The organism is Pseudomonas sp. P108, assembly GCF_032613195.1.
Classification (GTDB): Bacteria; Pseudomonadota; Gammaproteobacteria; order Pseudomonadales; family Pseudomonadaceae; genus Aquipseudomonas.
Genome location: NZ_CP126691.1, coordinates 2195056 through 2212258 on the forward strand (window position 1 = coordinate 2195056; position 17203 = coordinate 2212258).

Below are 17203 nucleotides of genomic sequence, written 5' to 3' on the forward strand. Positions count from 1 at the left end.
ATGACATTTGTTGTACATTTCAACGCTTTAGACTAGCCTCGCGGATTCGACCAGCATTTGAGCAGAGCATGGATTTTCCTTCGATTGGCGATGCGCCCCAGTATTTGGAAGTAGCTACTGCGTGCGCGCATTTCCTCTTGGGCAGCGATTCCCCGGGCGCTACCTGTTATCACGACTATCGCCCCATCGGCATTGTGCTTTATTACGCCCTTCCGTTGCTGTTCACGGATGATCCGATTCTGGTGAGCTATATCACGCTGTTCCAGAACCTCCTGTTCCTCATGCTGTTGGTCTATGCGGGCCTTACGCTTCTGCGACGATTCTCGGGCGTCGAGGCCGACACTTTGCGGTCCCGTGTACAGGGGCGGCCACTCTTCGGCGATGCCTTGCTGGTCATTCTGATCACACTGTTCTCAATCGGCTACATATCAGTGCGTCTGTCCGATCTTCAAAGTCTCACGCTATTTCTGCTGTCATTCTGTTTGTTAAGTGCTGACGGACTTAACCCATCGAAAGGCAAGGCATTCCTGGCCGGGATATTGATAGGCGCTTCGATATTGATGAAGCAGAATTTCGCGGTAAGCGCGGTGTTGATTGTGCCACTGTGGCTCGCTCTGGTTGGCAGGCGCGATATAAAATCCGCACTTCCACCACTCATCTTTTTCTGCTGCGGTGCATCGCTGGGATTCGTACAGATTTTGTGGGTTTATCTGCATTCGGGAATGCCGTGGCTATATGATCCGCGGGCGATGGCCGTATTCGATTCCGCCAATCGTCAACCCTATGTAGAACTGGCTGTGTATATGGAGCCGACACCGTTTGTGTATTTTTCGAAGTTGGTCACACAGGTTCCGGAGTTTCAGTATTTCGCCACCAAGTTCTGGAACGGCCTGTCCAAGTTCTACTGGGCGGTGTACGCAGGGCGGCCACCGGCCGACGCATTGTTGCCGATAATCAACTATACCGCCGCCGAAGTTACCGGCACCGTGGTCGCATTTTTGCTGGTTGCGCTCCTGTCCTTTGCGTCGATCGCGTCTGGCCAGCCGTGGCTCGCGCTGCTGGTGATCACTGCGTTCTGCTCGGTATCACTGAACATGGCAATTGCCCACGTCGAAAACCGTTACTTTTACTTCCTGCGTGTTGTGTTCGTGATCTACTTTATCGCGCTCGCTCGTCTTGCGCTCGCGCGATGGCAGTGTCGACGAGCGCTAGTCGTGCCTGCGTCGGCGGATCCAAAATGACCAAGAAAGTTGCCATTCTTCAGTCGAACTATGTCCCATGGAAAGGTTACTTCGATTTGATCCGCGCAGTTGACGAGTTCATCCTGTACGACGAGGTGCAGTACACAAAGAATGACTGGCGCAATCGTAATCGCATCAAAACTCAAACCGGCGTGCAATGGCTTACTATTCCGGTCCGGCAGGATCGACTGGGACAGAAGATCAGCGAGACGCGAGTAGCCGATTCGCGCTGGGCAGCACGGCACTGGAGAACGATCGCTAACAATTATGCACGTGCGCACAACTTCGAAAAATATGCTGCGATGGTTGAAGCGTGGTATGGCGAGGCCAGTGCGTATGAACTACTGCCGGACATTAATGTGTTTTTCATTCGTAAGGTCTGCGCAATTTTAGGCATCACCACACCCATCACGTCATCAAAAGACTATGAGCTCGAAGGTGATCGGGTAGAGCGGCTGGTGGGTATCTGCCGACAGGCGGGTGCAGATGTTTATCTGTCGGGACCGGCCGCTCGTGAATACCTCGACGAAACTCTCTTTATCGATGCAGGTGCGCGCGTCGAATGGATGCAATATGATGGCTATCCCGAATACCCGCAGCTCTTTCCTCCGTTCGCTCATGGCGTGAGCATACTCGATCTGCTTTTCAACGTAGGCCCCGAGCATTCGGCCTTCATGAGGGCCAGATGATGCTAAAGCTTTCCGTAGTCACCAGCCTGTACCGGTCGACACGCTACCTCGACGAGTTTTATCGGCGCATAGTGGTTGATGCGCAAAAACTCACATCGTCTTTTGAGATTGTGTTTGTCAACGATGCGTCTCCCGACGATTCGTTAGACGTGGCGCGTCGGTTGTGCGCGATTGATCCGCGCGTCAAGGTGATCGACCTTGCGCGCAACGTCGGTCAGCATCGCGCGCTGATGGCCGGCATGCGCTATGCAGGCGGCGAGCGTGTTTTCGTGATAGACGTCGATCTCGAGGAAGAACCGGAAAATCTTGGTCACTTCTGGCGCGTTATGGACGAGGATCCGGAAGCCGACGTAGTGGTAGGGCAACTCGAAAAGAAGACGCTTCCTTTCGCGAAAGCGCTCACCAGCGACCTCTTTTACAAAGTGTTCAATGCGCTCTCGCCGGTGAAGGTGTCAGATCGCGATATCGTCTCGCGCCTCATGAAACGTAGCTACGTGAGCGGACTGCTGCAGTACGGTGAAACGGAGCTGTTTCTGCCCGCAGTCTGGAAAGATGCGGGGTTCAGGCAGAAGCGCATCGTTGCGACAAAAACATTCGATGGCAACTCGTCGTATACCTTTCGCAAGAAAGTATCAATGGCAGTCGACGCGATCACCTCGTTCAGCAGCAAGCCGCTTACCGGGATCTTCTATCTGGGCCTTCTTTCGTCAGGCATCGCTGCGACAGTGATTCTCTACCTCCTCGCGCGAAAGCTGTTCTGGGGCCATGTATTTCTCGGCTGGACGTCGCTGATGGCAGCGCTGTTCCTGATTGGCGGCGTCATTATTTTTTCGATCGGTGTGGTCGGAATCTACATTTCCAAGATCTTTCTCGAAGTGAAAAAACGACCGGCTTCGCTGGTTAGAGCCATCTATCATGGCGACCGCGTTCACGCACCATCCGACGAATCACACAAGGAGCGCGAATGGCAGGGTTGATCATTTTTGGTGCCGGTCCGTTTGCACAACTCGTTTGCCGCTACGCTACAAACGATCTCGGCATACAGGTTCACGCGTTTACCGTCGACGAATCGTATCTGCCCGAGGGAATCTCAGAGCTCGACGGCATACCGTTGCTCGGCTGGCAAACTGTGCGCAATCGCTTCACACCCACTGACGTGATGCTGTTCGTCGCGGTTGGCTATCGGAGCATGCCGGGAAGGGCAAGCGTGTATCGCGCGATTAAACAATGCGGCTATCCCCTTGCCAATTTAATGCATCCGGCCGCGTGGATCGCGACCGATGCGGTCATCGGGGATAACGTGATTGTCATGCCTGGCGCTGTCATCGAGACAGGTGTAAAGCTCGGCTCGAATAACGTGGTCTGGTCGAACGCAACCCTGTGCCACGACAGCAATATCGGCGATCACAATTTCATCGCCGCGAATGCGACACTCGGCGGGAATGTCACGATCGGTGCTCGCAATTTCATCGGCTTCTCGGCCGTGGTGATGCAAGGCAGGCGCATCGGAGACGATACCCTGATTGGGGCCCAGTCGATGGTCAATCGTGACACGGAAGATCTCTGCGTCTATGTTGGGGTCCCGGCAAGACGGCTACGCACGCTTGATCCGGCAACGGCCGTAACCGTCAGCGATCCAGTGTGAGTAGGCAATGACACCGCAATCGTGCGCATCGCTCGCCCAACTGCTTCGTTATGGCCTTGTTGGTGGGGCCGTAAATTTAGGCGGCTATCTCCTGTTTCTGTTAATCACTTGGCTCGGCATGGAGCCGAAGACGGCCATGACGGTACTTTATATTGCGGGAGCGGTCGCTGGGTTCTGGAGCAACCGCAACTGGACATTCGGCTACCGCGGCGGTATTGCCGGGCCAGCGTTCAAGTACCTAGCTGCCCATGTGTGCGGGTATCTGCTGAACTACGTGATTCTTGCGTACTTCGCCGACCACCTGCACTTTCCATATCGTGTTGTGCAAGCGGTGGCGATACTGGTGGTAGCGGTTTTCTTGTTCGTCACATTCAAATTTCTAGTGTTTCCTCGTCCCGATCCGATCGTCAGGAGCAACCCGTGAAGCGGTGCCTCAGTTGCGACACGTTGTACCCGGTCAGCGATATGGCCTGCCCGGCTTGCCGCTGGCAGCCGGAGCTGGAAAACGGGCTACCGACATATGCGCCAGCACTGAGTGCAGAAAGCTCCGGCTTTAAGGCAAGCCACTTTGCCGAGCTCGCAGCGGTCGAAGCTGGCAATTTCTGGTTCGAAGCTCGTAATCGGTTGATCATTTGGGCGCTAAACCGCTATGCGCGCGACTTCGACTCGTTTCTTGAGGTGGGCTGTGGCACCGGCTATGTGCTATCCGCCCTTGCCGCGGCTTTTCCGCAAGCACGCGTCGCAGGTAGCGAGATTTTTTCGGCAGGGCTTTCGTTCGCGGCAAACCGTCTGCCCGGCGCTGTTTTCATGCAAATGGACGCGCGCGACATTCCGTTTTCTGGCGAGTTTGGCGCGATTGGAATGTTCGATGTGCTCGAGCACATCGTGGAGGATGAAACGGTGCTGAGCCAGGCGCATGCGTCGTTAAGGCCGGGCGGTCATCTACTGCTGACTGTGCCTCAACATCAGTGGCTGTGGAGTTCCACCGACGAGTACGCATGTCATGTGCGCCGCTACGCTGCTGCTGATCTGCACGCGAAGGTACGTGCTGCGGGGTTTTCGATCGTCCGTAGCACGTCTTTCGTCGCAATGCTGTTGCCTCTGATGATGCTGTCGAGATTCAGTCGTCGCGGCGCCGATGCTGAAGCAGGCGGAACTGAACTCAGTGTTGCGCCGTGGTTGAATCGTCTGCTTGGCGCGGCAATGGTGACTGAAGCGCGGATGATCCGCGCGGGCGTCGATTTCCCGTTGGGCGGCTCGCGTTTTCTCATTGCAAGGAAGATATGATCCACATCCCGTTCAATAAGCCGTATATGACAGGGCAGGAGCTGGCCTACATCTCCGACGCGCACGCGAATCTGCAATTTGCTGGCGATGGTGCGTATACAAAGCGCTGCCATGCATGGCTTGAGGCACGCACTGGTGCTGCGCGAGCTCTGCTTACGCATTCATGCACAGCGGCGCTGGAAATGAGCGCCATACTCGCAGGAATCAGGCCCGGCGACGAAATCATCATGCCGTCCTATACATTTGTATCGACCGCAAATGCGTTTGTATTGCGTGGCGGTGTGCCTGTATTTGTCGATGTTCGCGCGGATACTCTGAATCTCGACGAGCGTCTCATTGAAGCCGCGATCACGCCGCGCACGCGCGCAATTGTGCCGGTGCACTACGCGGGTATCAGTTGCGAAATGGACTCCATCCTCGCGATCGCTCGGCGTCACAACATCCTTGTTATTGAGGACGCGGCGCAAGGCGTAACATCTACATATCGGGGGAGGGAGTTGGGCAGTATCGGAGATTTTGGTACGTACAGCTTTCACGAAACCAAAAATGTGATTTCCGGCGAGGGCGGTGCTCTTCTGGTCAACAATCCAGAGTGCGTACTGCGCGCCGAGATCATCCGAGAGAAAGGTACGGACCGGAGTCGTTTTTTTCGCGGCGAGGTGGACAAGTACACATGGCAGGAGGTCGGCTCGTCATTTCTGCCGGGCGAACTGACAGCGGCTTTTTTGTGGGCGCAACTGGAGCATTCTGAACGCATCCGGGAAGAGCGCCTCTCGTCGTGGCGCTATTATCATGATTGCCTGGAGGCTGCAGAGGCCGCCGGCGTTCTGCGCCGCCCGATCGTGCCCGACACGTGCACGCATAATGGACATATGTACTACGTTCTGCTCGCGGCGGATGTGGATCGTGACGCAGTGCTCCAACGCATGAAGAGTTGTGGTATTGGCGCAGTATTTCACTATGTGCCGCTGCACACGGCGCCGGCCGGACGCGTTTTGGGGCGTGCACATGGCGCGCTGCATGTTACCGAAACGCTACCAGCGCGACTGATCCGACTGCCGTTATGGGTGGGCTTGACACATAACGAGCAGAACGAAGTAATTGAAGTGCTGTTGCGCTCCATCGACCTTGCGAAACGATAATCCGATGTAAACGAGAGGGCAGGTCAAGTGGTGCTGATGGCTGAAAACCCGCGAGCACCGCTCTTGCTCTTCTGTAGAAGTGCTCCCCTCGTGATTGTGGCCTGGGACTCACTCGTGAGCGCCGGGTTCCTGTTGCTGCCGGTCTACCAATCCGCGTACGGCCGCCACCCACTCGTTTGGTAGCGATGGTGACGGCTCGAACTGAATGTGCGGGGTACGCCGACTTGAGATACCGAGTCGGACTCAAATTCTGAGATGTACAGAGATCGGCTCCCTTTCCCCTCGCCCCCTTAGGAGCGATCCGACGTGATGGATATCCGTTGCTGCGGCAACTCTATAGGTCGTCTCTATGCAGGTGGAAGTTTCCCTGCACTTCTAGCAGTTTTCCGGAATTATGATAAAGCGCTCTAAAGCTTGCGTCGACTGTTCCTGCGAGCGGATCCAGGTTCCTGATGTCCAGTTGCGCGCCTTCGGGACGAACAACGATAAACTCCGTACCGTTTGGAAGTCTGCGGCTATATATGTATGAAGCTACAAGTTCATCCGAGAGTGTATAGACTTTACTGAAAGGCTCGTCGCTGATATAGGGCACTGAAAAAACGAGTCCGATATAGGTGCCGTCGTCGGTACTGCCGAGCCAGCCATAGAATTCCCAGGTTTTTTTGTCAAAGTTTTCATTGTAATAGTATTCAAATACTGTGCCGTCAGCGACTGATTCATCGCCATTCGAGCGCCATTTAAACTTGTTGTCCGGTTTGAGTGTGGTGCGGGAACCTGGAATATAGAATCTTTGCATGTTCATCGTCTTTCCTCGGAATTTTTTGGTAATGGGGGATTTAACAGGCTTTTGAAGTGTTTGAGTCATTGGGGGAGATGTCAACTGTCATTGTTGACAGCTATACAGGTAGGATTTTTTGTGATTTTTCTACCGGGGTGTTGAATTAAACACGGATAAACTGGATTAACGCTTGTCAGGCTGGGTGATTAATAATTGAGTGGCTGAGTGTTTAAATTGCGAAGAGGACCAACGCTGACGACATACAATTCAACAATTGACATCTGGAAGCTTGTGCTATCGATTTTTTCAATGAAGAGGAGGATCAAGAATGCAGACTGCCACTTATTTTTTCGCCCTAATGGCGACTCACTTTTTTACAAACGAAACGCCTGAAAAGTAAGCAAAAAAACGCTTGCTCCTACGTGCAGCCCCCTCGCTCCGGTATCCATCCGAGGCATCGCCCTCGGTTTGCTTCGCTGCACCTCCTCTCGCTGTGTTTGGCTGCGCCAAACGGTCGCTGCGCTCCCACGCCCGGATCAATCCCTCCACTCAGCCTTCCGACGTCGCCCGTGGATCAAGATCAAAAGCAGGCGAGCTGACACTCGGCCTATTGAGCGGTGAAGAGCGGATGTTCGGCTTTAGTGTTGTGGTGGATTTTCCCCTCACCCCAGCCCTCTCCCGGAGGGAGAGGGAGCCGATTTTTGAGCTTTTCAGAATCTGAGTTCAACTCGGTATCGCATGTCGGCGTACCTCATCCAATCACCTCGATCAGTCCCCTCTCCCTCTGGGAGAGGGTTAGGGTGAGGGGCAATTTCGCTGTCACGATAAAGAACTGGAAGCACTCACTGTCCAGCATTTTCTGTGCGTAAACATGATTTTGTGAGCACGTTTAAATTACACAACCCGTTACGCCACGGGGCCTACAACACCTTGCGCCGTTACCTACGCGTACGCCAGAATCCGCCTGCTTACGCGGCTATGAGGCGGGTTGTATCGTGTCCCTGTCACTGAAAAACAGTGATCGGGTTTGGTAGCCCGCTTCGAAACCGTATGACGTCACCGTATGCAGTCCCTTTTTGGGGGCTCAGATTTTTATGGTGGACATGCGTGGGGCTCATTCGTGAGCGCCGGGTTTCCCGTTTCGACCGGTCTACCAACCCACGTATGGCCACCACCCACTCGTTTGGTAGCGAGGGTGATGGCTCCTAATATTCGAAACTGGAGTTACACCTATGTTCAAAATCACACCAAACCCACCCGTTACCGATCCAATCCCACACGACCCCGCGATTAGCCCGCAAAAGGTCAAAGAGGCAACCGATCGCGCCCTCGACTATTACCTCAGACCAGAAGCATTGGGAGCCCCACCAAGCTCGCCAAAATTTCGCCCCGTCTATCTCGTCGACCCCACGCTGGATGACGAAACCCTCCTGGTCGAGGCGAGCGAGTCGCTTTCATACGCCCATGCCATGGCCGGTAATATCGCCAACTCAATCGGCGGCCCGGAGCGCAAACCGCTGCTGGCGCTGCAACAGGTGATCATGCTCAACGAGCTGTTGGTCAATCGACTGCTGGATAAGCTGAAGCTGCCTCAATAATTTCGCCGGCTGTTATGGCCCCTTCGCGAGCAGGCTCACTCCTACAGGAGATTGTTGTCGGGCACATGACCTGTGGCCACCGCATATCTAATGTAGGAGTGAGCCTCCTCGCGAAAGCGTTACACGGCTATAAGGTGTGCTATATCGATTGCCTGTCACTGAAAAATCTTTTTATGGCAGAGCGGGTCGAGGCGTTGTTCGAAGAAGATCACAAATCATCTCTTAACAAGTTGAAAGTTCCTTTAGGCTGCGTACGATAACCATGACTTTTAAACTTTGCTTCAAATGTACCTGTAGCAATCCCCTTGGTGGGATGGATGTCGATCTTGACTGTAGCCTCATCAGCATCAACGTAGGTAAATCCATAAAATCCAGATGGTGCAGGCGATGAGTGGCCGTGCTGGAATATCAGTCCATCTTTTAATGTATAGGTTTTATTGAACGGGGCGTCATTGGTATAGGGGATCGAGAAAAGGTAGAGAAAGATATTTTCGTCCTCCAGCGTTCCTGTCGATCCTGAGATTGACCAGCTCTTTTCGCCTGTCGGGATAAAATGGTTTAGATCAAAAAAAGTTATTGTGGACGTCGTTACGGGATTGGTGCCGAATTGCCAAGTGAGGATATTTCCCTGTTTCTGAGTGAAGTTTGTTTTCGGTAAGTAAATGTGTTGTGCAGTCATCTTTAACTCCTTGGTCATATCGTGAGAACAATTGCGAGTTGTCTGTCCGAGGATTTATAGATAAACCCATGAAAGTTGACTGTCTACTGTCAGACCTGACAGTAGACAGTTGCAATGTTTTGTGGGTTTGTTTTGGAATGTTCAACACAAGGTTTTTTAGAGAAGCGCACCGTGGACTTTAGATTTCCAGGGGTCGGCGGTTGTAGCGAAATGTGTGACTGAGCTCTTCATGCGCAGCTCGACTCAAAGCGAACCCCGGATTGGGTAATTTCACTGACCCAACAAAAAACCCGGAAGCTCTCGCCCTCCGGGTTTTTTGTTATCGCCAGTTCAATCAGCGGTTAAACCGCTCCACCAACGAGTACTGCGTATTAGCCGTTTTCGTCAGCTCTTCACTCAGCAACGCCGAGTTGTGCGCCTGTTCCGACGTCTGATCCGCCAACTCCGAAATGTTGCTGATGTTGCGGCTGATCTCTTCAGCTACCGCACTTTGCTCTTCGGTCGCGGCAGCAATCTGCGTGGTCATGTCGGTGATGTTGGCCACCGCTTCACTGATCCCGACCAACGCCTGATCCGCTTCCAGCACCCGCGCTACACCTTCTTCAGCCTGACGATGCCCGGCTTCCATGGTCTGCACGGCGCTCGAAGCCGTCTGCTGCAACTTGGCGATCAAGGCGTGAATCTGCCCGGTCGATTCGCTGGTGCGTTGCGCCAGTTGACGCACTTCGTCAGCCACCACGGCAAAGCCACGACCCATCTCACCGGCCCGTGCGGCTTCGATCGCCGCGTTGAGGGCGAGCAGGTTAGTCTGGTCGGCGATGCCTTTGATCACATCGACCACGCCGCCGATTTCGTCGCTGTCCTTGGCCAGTTGGGTCACGGTCAGACCGGTTTCACCGACCACTACGGACAAGCGCTGAATGGCTTCGCGGGTTTCGCCGGCGATGTCACGACCGCGACCGGTCAGGCGATTGGCTTCCTGAGTGGCGTCAGCAGTGCGTTGTACGTGGCTGGCCACTTCCTGAGTAGTGGCGGCCATCTGGTTGACGGCGGTGGCGACCTGTTCGGTTTCCACGCGCTGACGTTCCAGGCCGGTGGAGCTGTTGTGCGCCAGGGCGTCGGACTGCTTGGCCTGATCGGTCAGGTGTTCGGCGGTGTCCTGCAGACGGGTCAGGCAGGTTTTCAGGCGTGCTTCCTGGCTGAGGATCGACATTTCCAGACGCGCCTGGGCGCCACGACTGTCGGTGTACATCTGCGCGATCAGCGGGTCGGAGGTGGTTTGCTCGGCCAGGCGCAGCAGGCGCTTGAGCCCGCGTTGCTGCCATTGCAGGCCCATCAGGCCCAGCGGCACCGACAGACCGGCGGCGAGGGCGAAGCCCCACTGCGAGTTCAGGGTGGCGCCGATCATGAAACTCAACTGGCTGACCAGAATGAACGGCAGCCAGTCTTGCAGCACCGGTAGCCATTTATCGGTGGAGGGGATCGCCGACTTGCCCTGGTTGATGCGTTGGTAGAGCGCTTCGGCACGGCGGATCTGTTCGGCGGTGGGTTTGACCCGCACCGACTCGTAACCGACCACCTGATTGCCGTCGAACACCGGAGTCACGTAGGCGTTAACCCAGTAGTGGTCACCGGTCTTGCAGCGATTCTTGACAATGCCCATCCATGGCAAGCCTTGTTTCAGTGTGCCCCACATGTGCGAAAACACCGCCGCCGGGACGTCGGGGTGACGGACCAGGTTGTGCGGCGCACGGATCAGTTCCTCACGCGAAAACCCGCTGATTTCGACGAAAGCGTCGTTGCAGTAGGTGATCACGCCCTTGGCGTCGGTTGTGGAAATCAACCGCTGCTGAGCCGGGAAAGTCCGTTCGCGTTGTGTAATGGGCTGGTTATTACGCATGGTTTTTCAATCCGCAAGGCTTTGAAAGGTTGTCGGCGGTGACAGCTTTTTATTGAAATTTTTTTTCAATAATCAGCACAGCGTCGCAAAACGGCGCTTGCTTCAGCCGGCGAGCATCGGATAGGTGAACAGGCCGAAATGCAGCAAGTTCAGGCCGAAATGCGTGGCGATCGCCGCGCCGAGCCCGCCAAAACGGTAGGCCAGACCATAGCCGACCCCCGCCAGGCCTGCCAGCAACACCCAAGTCCAGCCCGCGCCGGCGTGCACCAGACCAAACAGCAGCGAGGCCAGCAGCAGGGCGAGGTTTTCACCGTAAGGCAGGTGTTTGAGGCGCTGGCTGAGGCCGCCCTGTATATAGCCGCGAAACAGCGCTTCTTCGACCAAGGTCACCAGCAGCAGGTTATTCAGGACCCACAGCCACGCCTGATCGGGCCACTTCGGTGCCCAACTGATCACACCCAGCAATAGCGCGCCGCCGAGGGCGAGAATCGCGCTCAGCGTCAGGGCGAGGGCGGTGGCGTACACGCTCAGGCGCAACGAACGTCGCCCGACAATCCATGGGCACACCAGCAACAGCCAGAAGCCAACCAGCGGTTTATCAAGATTCAGGTACATCGCGAACGGCACGGCGTTGTCTGTGAAGCGTTGCGGATCAATGGCGCGACCGTTGGCGAAGCCCGGCAGCCAGTGCAGAGCCAGCGCCAAGGCCAGCACGATGAACAGGCCATGGCCGAGAAAACGTGCGACCGGCACCTGTTGCTGGCGCACGGCAAAGCCTGCGAACACCAGCAATCCAACGGAAATCAAAGCCAGCCAGCCGAGGTGGCCGTAGCTTAGCGCCCATCCGTAACCGAGGCTGAGAAGCGCCAGATAGAGCCATGGCAAAGCCTTCATCGAAAGTCCCTGTGCAAATTTGTGGAAGGGCTTTCTACACGGGTGGGGGCGTGGGGACAAGTGAAGCTGTGGCGGAATGTGGGGACGGCAAACAAACCCTCGCCACACACAAATCCCATGTGGGAGCGAGCCTGCTCGCGAAAGCGGTCGGACAGACAACATTGATGTCGACTGATCCGCCGTCTTCGCGAGCAGGCTCGCTCCCGCATGGGATTTGTGTAGCGCTTGGGATCAGCGCAAGTTAAGTTTCGCGGCAGCACGTTCGGTGATTTCCGTGCGCAGCTTCAGCGATGGCGCTGCACGCAAGCGAGCTTCATCGACAATCGCACCCGGCGCAGTCTCCGGGGTGCCCGCGTTGAACGGCGGCGCCGGGGCATATTCCAACTGCAACTGGATCAGTTGCGCCGCGTCGGCCCCCACCAACTCTTCAGCCAGCACCAAGGCAAAATCGATCCCCGCCGTAATCCCGCCACCGGTAAACAGATTATCGTCACGCACCACCCGATCCTTCACCGCGATCGCGCCCAGCGTCGGCAGCAGATCGTGATACGCCCAATGCGTGGTCGCGCGCTTGCCTTGCAGCAGGCCCGCCGCGCCGAGGACCAGCGAACCGGTGCACACCGATGTCACGTACTTCGCCTGAGCAGCCTGACGCTTGATGAAGTTCAGCGTCACCTCGTCTTCCATCAACGCCCCAACGCCACCACCGCCGGGCACACAGATCACATCCAGACACGGGCAATCCTCGAACGTGATGGTCGGTTTCAGCAGCAGGCCGGTGCTGGCGGTGACCGGCATCAGATCCTTCCAGATCAGATGCACCTGCACGCCCGGCAACGAGGCGAGCACGTCGTAAGGGCCGGTCAGGTCAAGTTGCTGAACCTGTGGAAACAACAGAAAACCGATCTGCAACGTCATCGTTCTTGCTCCATGAAAAAGGGTGGACGGCTTCACTGTAGGCGCGTACGTTCTGGCGCATACGCCAATTACCCCACGAATTACGCCAAATGCCCAAAGCCATCCACGTACTCGCGTTTGCCAACATGCAGATCCTCGACGTCACCGGGCCCTTGCAAGTATTCGCTTCTGCCAACGACATCGCCCGTCAGCGCGGCTTGCCGATCCCTTATGCGCCGAGCGTGATCGCCAGCGGTGGCGGGGCGGTGATGTCGTCGGCCGGGCTGGCAGTGTTGGCCGAGCCGTTGCCGCAAGCGCCAAGCGATACGCTGATCATCGCCGGCGGCTGGGGCATTTATCCGGCGGCTGAAGATGTGCTGCTGGTGGGTTGGGTGCGCGAGCACGGCGGCAAGTGTCGACGCGTGGCGTCAGTGTGTACTGGTGCTTTTCTATTGGCGGCCAGCGGCTGGCTCGACGGTCGACGCGTGGTTACCCACTGGACTCGCTGCGAACAACTGGCGCAGCAGCATCCGAATCTGCACGTTGAGGCGAATCCGATTTTCATCAACGACGGCCCGGTGTGGACCTCGGCGGGTGTCACCGCTGGCATCGATCTGGCCTTGGCGATGGTTGAAGAGGACCTGGGCAGCGACATTGCTTTGGACGTCGCCCGGCATCTTGTGGTGTTTCTCAAACGTCCGGGCGGACAGTCGCAGTTCAGCGTGACCTTGTCGCTACAGAATCAGGGCAATCGATTTGATGAACTGCACGCGTGGATCGCCGAAAACCTCACCTGCGACCTCGGCATCCCGACCCTGGCCGAGCAAGCCGGAATGAGTGAGCGCAGCTTCGTTCGGCACTACCGCGCCGACACCGGCCAGACCCCGGCGCGAGCGATCGAACTGATCCGCGTCGAGACGGCACGGCGGCTGTTAAGTGACACCGGTCTGCCGGTCAAACGCATCGCGGCCAATTGTGGATTTGGCAGTGAAGAGACGTTGCGCCGCAGTTTTCTGCGCGCGATCGGGGTGACGCCGCAGGCGTATCGGGAGCGGTTTTCGGTTAGCGCTGCAACAGATCCGCTAACGCCGTGAGCGGGGTTCCTTGCCCTAAGCCTCGGCTTCCGCCACCTGATTGAAATACTTCGTCCGATCCGGCGTAAACGTCACCCGCATCTTCGTCCGCGAACACGTCAGCGAACGCTCTTCGCTCAAATCTATATCCAGATTCTCGCCACGCAAGCCTTGCCACTGAGCGAGGTACTTCAGCGAGCCGTACTTTTCGTTTTTCTTCAGGCTGCGGCTCACACCACCTTTCCAGCCGAGCACCGGCAGTTCGTCGGCGAGGCATTTTTGTGCGAGGTCGGGGAAGCGGATTGCGCGCTGGCGGCCGATTTCCCAGCATTTGATCAGGCCTTTGTCCGCGGCTTCCCAGATTTGGGTGCGGGTCAGGCCGCTGCGAAGGGGCGTGTCGATGGTGCGCTGGACGTGCTGAGACATTCTGGTTCCTTGAATTCGGGTTTTATTGGACAGCTCCGCTGTGCCCGTTGCGGTGGATGGTAGGGGCGGATGTAACGGCTGGCAACAAGGTATTTCGGGGTGTAAGTGCAAGTTACGAGGGTGGCTCTGCGTGGCGTTTGTGAGTTTTTTGCAGGCATTGATTTACACAAAGTGTCGCCGCAGGTAACCGGTGCAGGGGGCAGCGCCGAAATTCGGCGCTGGGTTATGTGTGTGGTGTGTAGTCCGGCTTCCTACAAATGGCGTTTAAAGTGCGATTTATCTGACAGACGCTGACGAAGAACCGGACGACATCAAGGCTGCCACTCACTCTTTTCCCCGCTCAAACGTCGATCCAGAAAGCTCGCCGCGCTGATCAACGCCAAATGCGTCAGTGCCTGCGGTGTGTTGCCCAGATGCCGGCCATGGCTGTCAAACTCTTCGGCGTATAGTCCCAGCGGATTGGCGTAACGCAACAGCTGTTCAAACTCCAGATGGGCTTTTTCCACCTGGCCGGCCCGAGCCAAGCATTCGACGTACCAGAACGAGCACGCCGCAAACGCGCCTTCGGTGCCGGCCAGGCCATCGATATTGCTGTCGTCGTTGCGGTAGCGATAAACCATCCCATCACGGACCAAGGTCTTTTCGATGGCTTCGAGGGTCGAGAGCCAGCGCGGATCCTTGGCGCTGACGAAACGCACCAACGGCATCAGCAACATCGAGCCATCCAGTGCGGTGCCGCCCTTGTACTGAACGAAATGCCCGCGTTCTTCGTTCCAGAAGTTGTCCCAGATGTCGGCGTAAATTGCTTGCCGAGTCTGGTCCCATTGCGCGAACGGCGCCGGCAACGAGCGTTTCGAGGCCAGCCGAATGGCCCGGTCCAGTGCCACCCAACACATCAGCCGCGAGTGCAGAAAGTGGTGCTGCTCACCGCGCATTTCCCAAATGCCGACGTCTTTGGTCTGCCAGGTCTCACAGACTTGATCGACCACTTCGCGCACATGCTTCCAGCCTTCGTGGGAAATCGCATCACCGTACTTGTTGACCAGATACACCGCGTCCATCAGCTCGCCGAAGATGTCGAGCTGGATCTGGTCATACGCGCCATTGCCGATGCGCACCGGTTTCGCGCCGCCGTGTCCCGACAGGTGATCCAGTTCGGTTTCCGGCAATTCCTGTTGTCCGTCGATGGCGTACAAAATATTCAACTTCATCGGTTGCCCGTGGCAATCGCTGACGCGTCCGCGCAGCCAGCCCATATAGGCATTGGCTTCACCGACGAAGCCCAGGCGCATGAACGCGTACACCGTGAACGAGGCGTCGCGGATCCATGTGTAGCGGTAGTCCCAGTTGCGTTCGCCGCCCGGCGTTTCCGGCAGACCGAAAGTGGCTGCGGCGAGAATGGCGCCGTGTTTGCGCGAGGTCAGCAGTTTGAGCGCGAGTGCCGAGCGGTTGACCATTTCCCGCCAGCGCCCGCGGTAAATCGATTGGCCGAGCCAGTCGCGCCAGAACTTCAACGTGCGTTCCATGCACAGTTGCGCCGCGCCTTCCTCGAAACGCGGATCGTCTTCACCGCCGAGCATAAACGCGGCAGTCTGATTTTGTTTCAAGGTGAACGACGCCAGTGCAGCGTCGGCCTCAATGTGCAATGCCTGATCCGAAGTCAGGCGCATCGATGGCTGGCCATCGGCACTGAAAATCACCGCTTGCCGGTCCATCCGCGCGCGAGTGTCGGCGCGAGCGTAGTCATGGCGCACCGCGCAACGCACGTAGAAGGTCGCTTCACCGCTGACCACGCGCACCCGGCGCATCAGCAGCGGCAAGTCGTCTTCGTTGTCCGCTACCGGCAACAGATCGGTGACTTCAACCACGGCGCGCTCACTCAGCCAGCGGGTTTGCAGGACGTTGGTGTCAGGCAGGTAAATCTGCTCGCGGCGCGCGTCGGGCAAGTCCGGGGCCAGTTGGAAAATCCCCGCGTCGGGAGTATCCAGCAGCGAGCAGAAAATCGACGGGCTGTCGAACTCCGGCCAGCAGAAAAAATCCACGCTGCCTCGGTCGTTGATCAGCGCCGCACTGCGCATGTCGCCGATGATGCCGTGGGCATCGATGGCGCTTTGTCGTTCCTGGTGATGCTCAGCCATTGCCGCGAAACTCCGGATAGAGGCTCATGCCGCCGTCGATGAACAGGGTGGTGCCAACGATGTAATCAGAGGCATCCGAGGCGAGGAAAACCACCGCGTTGGCAACGTCTTCGACCTCGCCGATGCGGCCATAGGGAATCAGTTCCAGCAGCTTTTCAGCGGCCGCGCCTTCGGTGGCTTGTTGATTGATTGCCGTGCGAATGGCTCCCGGGGCGATGCCGTTGATGCGGATGCGTTGGTGGCTGACTTCCTGCGCGAGCGTCTGCATCAACTGATCGACGCCACCCTTGGATGCGGCGTAATTGACGTGCCCGGCCCAGGGAATGCGCTGGTGCACCGAACTCATGTGGATGATCTTGCCGGCCGCGCGGGACACGCCTTCGCGAATGCCCTGGCGATTGAAGATCCGCAGGGCGGCGCGGGCGCAGAGAAACTGGCCGGTGAGGTTGACGCCGATCACCGCGTTCCAGTCGTCGAGGGTCATGTCCACGGCGGCGGCGTCTTTTTGCATCCCCGAGTTGGCCAGCAGAATATCCAGCGAGCCGAAGGCGTCGAGGGTTTCGGCGAACAGTCGTTCAACGTCGTCTTCCTGCGAGACGTCGGCGCCGATGGCCAGCGCCTGACCGCCCTCGGCAATGATCTGCCGGGCCAGTGCTTCGGCCGGTTCTGCCTGGCGGTTGTAGTTGATGACCACCGCCGCGCCGGCTGCGGCCAGGGCTTTGGCGGCCGCGTGGCCGATGCCGGAGCTGGCGCCGGTGATCAGGGCTACTTGTCCGGTGAGGGAGATGTGCATGCGGTGGCGCGCCTTGAGTGAGG

At 57.1% G+C, this 17203-nt stretch carries 17 protein-coding genes; 9 read left to right on the forward strand and 8 right to left on the reverse strand.

Features of this window, described 5'->3' with window-relative positions; all coding sequences use genetic code 11:
• Positions 1 to 68 precede the first annotated feature (68 nt).
• Genes QOM10_RS09695 through rffA form a run of 7 tightly spaced genes read left to right on the forward strand, consistent with a single transcriptional unit; the run spans position 69 to position 6004 of the window.
• Positions 69 to 1241: a hypothetical protein gene (locus tag QOM10_RS09695; protein ID WP_316917924.1), complete on the forward strand. Its 1173-nt coding sequence runs from the start codon at positions 69 to 71 to the stop codon at positions 1239 to 1241.
• Complete coding sequence (locus QOM10_RS09700) at positions 1238 to 1930, forward strand: WbqC family protein (RefSeq protein WP_150774911.1); 693 nt, start codon at positions 1238 to 1240, stop codon at positions 1928 to 1930. The genes QOM10_RS09695 and QOM10_RS09700 overlap by 4 nt, the downstream gene beginning before the upstream one ends.
• A complete protein-coding gene (locus tag QOM10_RS09705; protein WP_202982100.1) occupies positions 1927 to 2907 on the forward strand; it encodes a glycosyltransferase family 2 protein in 981 nt (326 codons plus the stop codon). The genes QOM10_RS09700 and QOM10_RS09705 overlap by 4 nt, the downstream gene beginning before the upstream one ends.
• The gene (locus tag QOM10_RS09710; protein WP_150774910.1) at positions 2895 to 3575 is read left to right on the forward strand and encodes a NeuD/PglB/VioB family sugar acetyltransferase; all 681 of its coding nucleotides are present in this window, start codon (positions 2895 to 2897) and stop codon (positions 3573 to 3575) included. The genes QOM10_RS09705 and QOM10_RS09710 overlap by 13 nt, the downstream gene beginning before the upstream one ends.
• A 7-nt stretch (positions 3576 to 3582) precedes the next feature.
• Positions 3583 to 3999: a GtrA family protein gene (locus tag QOM10_RS09715; RefSeq protein ID WP_150774909.1), complete on the forward strand. Its 417-nt coding sequence runs from the start codon at positions 3583 to 3585 to the stop codon at positions 3997 to 3999.
• A complete protein-coding gene (locus tag QOM10_RS09720) occupies positions 3996 to 4862 on the forward strand; it encodes a class I SAM-dependent methyltransferase (RefSeq protein ID WP_202982101.1) in 867 nt (288 codons plus the stop codon). The genes QOM10_RS09715 and QOM10_RS09720 overlap by 4 nt, the downstream gene beginning before the upstream one ends.
• On the forward strand, positions 4859 to 6004 hold the full coding sequence (gene rffA, locus QOM10_RS09725; RefSeq protein ID WP_316917925.1) for a dTDP-4-amino-4,6-dideoxygalactose transaminase: 1146 nt from the start codon (positions 4859 to 4861) through the stop codon (positions 6002 to 6004). Before QOM10_RS09720 ends, rffA begins: the two co-directional genes overlap by 4 nt.
• Positions 6005 to 6338: 334 nt before the next feature.
• Here the strand turns inward: rffA and QOM10_RS09730 are convergent, their stop codons facing one another.
• Positions 6339 to 6806 carry a hypothetical protein gene (locus QOM10_RS09730; RefSeq protein ID WP_160038973.1) on the reverse strand — a complete coding sequence of 156 codons (468 nt, stop codon included), beginning with the start codon at positions 6804 to 6806 and terminating at the stop codon, positions 6339 to 6341.
• A gap of 1208 nt (positions 6807 to 8014) precedes the next feature.
• On the opposite strand from QOM10_RS09730, the gene QOM10_RS09735 reads away from it, so the two are divergent.
• Positions 8015 to 8380: a DUF6124 family protein gene (locus QOM10_RS09735; protein WP_316917926.1), complete on the forward strand. Its 366-nt coding sequence runs from the start codon at positions 8015 to 8017 to the stop codon at positions 8378 to 8380.
• Positions 8381 to 8588: 208 nt separating this feature from the next.
• On the opposite strand, the gene QOM10_RS09740 is transcribed toward QOM10_RS09735, so the two are convergent.
• The 4 genes from QOM10_RS09740 to inhA form a co-directional block, all read right to left on the reverse strand.
• Positions 8589 to 9059, reverse strand: coding sequence for a hypothetical protein (locus tag QOM10_RS09740; protein WP_316917927.1), 471 nt, complete (start codon positions 9057 to 9059; stop codon positions 8589 to 8591).
• A 334-nt stretch (positions 9060 to 9393) separates the two neighbouring features.
• Positions 9394 to 10959 (reverse strand): methyl-accepting chemotaxis protein, encoded by a 1566-nt coding sequence (locus QOM10_RS09745; protein WP_016983500.1) that lies wholly within the window; start codon positions 10957 to 10959, stop codon positions 9394 to 9396.
• 102 nt (positions 10960 to 11061) lie between these two features.
• Positions 11062 to 11853: a CPBP family intramembrane glutamic endopeptidase gene (locus tag QOM10_RS09750; protein WP_150774904.1), complete on the reverse strand. Its 792-nt coding sequence runs from the start codon at positions 11851 to 11853 to the stop codon at positions 11062 to 11064.
• A gap of 231 nt (positions 11854 to 12084) precedes the next feature.
• Positions 12085 to 12771: an isonitrile hydratase gene (gene inhA / locus QOM10_RS09755; RefSeq protein ID WP_316917928.1), complete on the reverse strand. Its 687-nt coding sequence runs from the start codon at positions 12769 to 12771 to the stop codon at positions 12085 to 12087.
• An 89-nt stretch (positions 12772 to 12860) separates the two neighbouring features.
• Here inhA and QOM10_RS09760 point away from each other — a divergent pair, with 89 nt between their 5' ends.
• Positions 12861 to 13844, forward strand: coding sequence for a GlxA family transcriptional regulator (locus QOM10_RS09760; RefSeq protein ID WP_316917929.1), 984 nt, complete (start codon positions 12861 to 12863; stop codon positions 13842 to 13844).
• Between the two features lie 15 nt (positions 13845 to 13859).
• On the opposite strand, the gene QOM10_RS09765 is transcribed toward QOM10_RS09760, so the two are convergent.
• The 3 genes from QOM10_RS09765 to QOM10_RS09775 all read right to left on the reverse strand — a co-directional run bounded on the left by QOM10_RS09765 (position 13860) and on the right by QOM10_RS09775 (position 17180).
• Complete coding sequence (locus QOM10_RS09765) at positions 13860 to 14249, reverse strand: hypothetical protein (RefSeq protein WP_316917930.1); 390 nt, start codon at positions 14247 to 14249, stop codon at positions 13860 to 13862.
• Between the two features lie 311 nt (positions 14250 to 14560).
• Entirely contained in the window at positions 14561 to 16387 is a 1827-nt protein-coding gene (locus tag QOM10_RS09770; protein ID WP_316917931.1) for a glycoside hydrolase family 15 protein, read from the reverse strand.
• Entirely contained in the window at positions 16380 to 17180 is an 801-nt protein-coding gene (locus QOM10_RS09775) for a glucose 1-dehydrogenase (RefSeq protein ID WP_316917932.1), read from the reverse strand. The genes QOM10_RS09770 and QOM10_RS09775 overlap by 8 nt, the downstream gene beginning before the upstream one ends.
• Between the last annotated feature and the right edge of the window lie 23 nt (positions 17181 to 17203).